The 2,467-nt window shown below is 68.6% G+C and carries 3 protein-coding genes and 1 pseudogene; all 4 read right to left on the bottom strand.

What is annotated here, in order from left to right; genetic code table 11:
- Positions 1–119: 119 nt before the first annotated feature.
- Positions 120–401, bottom strand: coding sequence for a hypothetical protein (locus AC1DU6_RS27305; protein WP_457323179.1), 282 nt, complete (start codon positions 399–401; stop codon positions 120–122).
- 165 nt (positions 402–566) lie between these two features.
- Positions 567–1,202 carry an L-threonylcarbamoyladenylate synthase gene (locus AC1DU6_RS27300; protein WP_056198614.1) on the bottom strand — a complete coding sequence of 212 codons (636 nt, stop codon included), beginning with the start codon at positions 1,200–1,202 and terminating at the stop codon, positions 567–569.
- Positions 1,202–2,065 (bottom strand): 3',5'-nucleoside bisphosphate phosphatase, encoded by an 864-nt coding sequence (locus AC1DU6_RS27295; RefSeq protein ID WP_457323178.1) that lies wholly within the window; start codon positions 2,063–2,065, stop codon positions 1,202–1,204. Before AC1DU6_RS27295 ends, AC1DU6_RS27300 begins: the two co-directional genes overlap by 1 nt.
- 105 nt (positions 2,066–2,170) lie before the next feature.
- Positions 2,171–2,467: pseudogene (locus AC1DU6_RS27290) on the bottom strand (hypothetical protein); the annotation flags it as partial.

Raw genomic sequence — 2,467 nt, 5'->3', positions numbered from 1 at the left:
GCTGAAGGAGATCCTGGAATAGGCCGAGCCGAGTCGGCAGTACTGGCTCAGCAGTACTGGCGACTCGGCTCGACGGTGGTGGAAAAAGACGTCATTCGCATGTTCAGACGGCGCCCGGCTCAGCCGCGCTTTGCGGTGGTCTTGGCGGCAGCCAGGGTCTGGCGGGCCAGCGTGGCTTCGCTGTAGCCGACGATCACGACGCGAGGCAGTTGAGCCACTTCACGCTGGGCGTGGCCGGTCACGACGACGCGCGGCAGCTGGGCGATCACTTGAGTTTCAGCGCGGACGGCCTTGCCGGTGACGACAACGCGTTCCAGCTTGACGGTGGGCTGCGGGGCGGCCTGGGCGGCAATGGCGGAGAAGGCAAGGACGGCGGCGGTGAAGGCAGTTTGCAGGCTCATGATGGACTCCGTTCGGTGGGTTTCGAACCGCGTGATTGCTTGTTCGATGGAGTCAGTTTCGGCAATGAGCCCGCGCCCTTCCAGGCCGCTGCGATCAAGCGCGAGAGCCGCCGGATGAAATGCAGGCGCGGCGGATGAACTGCGGGGAAATCCCGCGCAGCGGCATCAGTCCAGTTGCAGGCCCAGCCGGCCCAACTCGCCGCGCCCCTGGCGCACCAGCACGGGCTCGTCGCCCTGGCTCAGGTCCAGCACCGTGGTCGGCTGGGCCGGGCAGGCGCCGGCGTCCAGCACGAACTGGAGCTGGCGGTCCAGCCGGGCGCAGACGTCAGCGGCGTCATTCATCGGCTCGGTCTCGCCGGGCGGAATCAGCGTCGTCGACAGCAGCGGTTCGCCGAACAGGGCCAGCAGCTCCTGGAGGACCTTGTGCTCTGGCACCCGCAGGCCGATGGTGCGCCGGCTCGGGTGGGAGAGCCGGCGCGGCACTTCCTTGGTGGCCGGCAGGATGAAGGTGTAGGCGCCGGGCGTGGCGAGCTTGAGGAGCCGGTACTGGCGGTTGTCCACCATCGCGTAGGTGGCCAGCTCCGACAGGTCGCGGCACAGCAGCGTCAGGTGGTGCTTGTCATCCACGCCGCGCACGCGGCGCAGGGCTTCGGCTGCACCCTTGTCGTTGAGGTGGCAGACAAAGGCATAGCTGGAGTCGGTCGGCACGGCACCGATGCCGCCCGCCTGCAGCATCTGCGCGCATTGGCGCAGGAAGCGCGGCTGGGGGTTGTCGGGGTGGACTTCGAAGAGCTGTGCCATCAGTGATGAATCCGACCAGCCAGTTCAGCCCACACCGGTGTCAGCCGGCTCGGTAGCGGCGGCAGCGTGCCCAGGTCGATACGGCTTTCTTCGGGGCAGTGAAAGTCCGAGCCGCGCGAGGCCAGCAGGCCGAACTCGACGGCCGTATCGGCGTACTGCACGAACTCCGCCGCGGTGTGGCTGCCAGTGACGACCTCGATGCCGAGCCCGCCGTGGGCCATGAACTCGGTGATCAGTGCGTACTCTTCCGTCGGCGTGAAACCATAGCGGCCCGGATGGGCGATGACGGCGACGCCGCCGGCGCGGGTGATCCAGCCTACTGCGTCTTTCAGCGCCGCCCACTTGTGCGGCACGAAACCGGGCTTGCCCTCGGTCAGGAAGCGGCGGAAGACCTCGGGAATGTCGCTGCAATGGCCGGCCTCGACGAGGAAGCGCGCGAAATGGGTGCGCGAGATCAGGTCAGGGTTGCCGACGTACTTCAGCGCGCCCTCGAAGGCGCCGTGGATGCCCACCTCGGCCAGGCCGGCAGCCATTTCCCGGGCGCGCGGTTCGCGGCCGCCGCGGGTGGCGCGCAACCCCTCGATGATCTCGGGCGCCTCATGGTCGAAGCCCAGGCCGACGATGTGCACGACGCGGCCGGCGAAGCTGACCGAGATCTCGGTGCCGGTCAGGTAGGCCAGGCCGTTCGCCCGTGCCGCGGCGATGGCGCGGGTCTGGCCGCCGATCTCGTCGTGGTCGGTCAGCGACCACAGCGCCACGCCGCCCGCCTTGGCTCGTTCGGCCAGGGCCTCGGGCGTCAGCGTCCCATCCGAAATCACGGAATGGCAGTGCAGGTCGGCGTTCAGGGTGGGGTCGAGGTTCACCGCGCCATTGTAGGAAGCGCTTCTCACCCCTCCTGCTCAAGCGGCCTTCCGGTGGCCCTGACCCTGACGTGAGCGCAAGCGCAAGTTGCTGGTGGCGGAAAAAGGTCAGGCCGCAAGCAGGGCGCGCTGCGGCGTGCGGCGGTCGACAAAAAAGCGGCTGCCGCCGGCGCGCCCTTTGGCGACGCGCTTGGGTTCGGCCAGGGCGGCGCTCAGCGCGTGGGCGCTGTCGAAACTGCCGGGCAGATGCAGTACCGCGCCGGCCGAGATGGTGGGCAGCGGGTGGAAGCTGGGCTGGTTCTGCCGGTTCAGCGTGATGTAGCCACCAGCGGTCAGGTGTTCGGCGGAGAAGAAGCTGCGCACGCCGGCATCGAAGGCCTGGCAGACGCGGGTGAGCCTGTCCTC

The sequence above is a fragment of the Roseateles sp. P5_B10 genome, assembly GCF_056400485.1.
This window is presented reverse-complemented; position numbering and strand designations above follow the sequence as displayed.

Coding starts and splice junctions, on each gene's coding strand:
- AC1DU6_RS27305 (WP_457323179.1), bottom strand. CDS start 401: ATGAGCCTGCAAACTGCCTTCACCGCCGCCGTCCTTGCCTTCTCCGCC.
- AC1DU6_RS27300 (WP_056198614.1), bottom strand. CDS start 1,202: ATGGCACAGCTCTTCGAAGTCCACCCCGACAACCCCCAGCCGCGCTTC.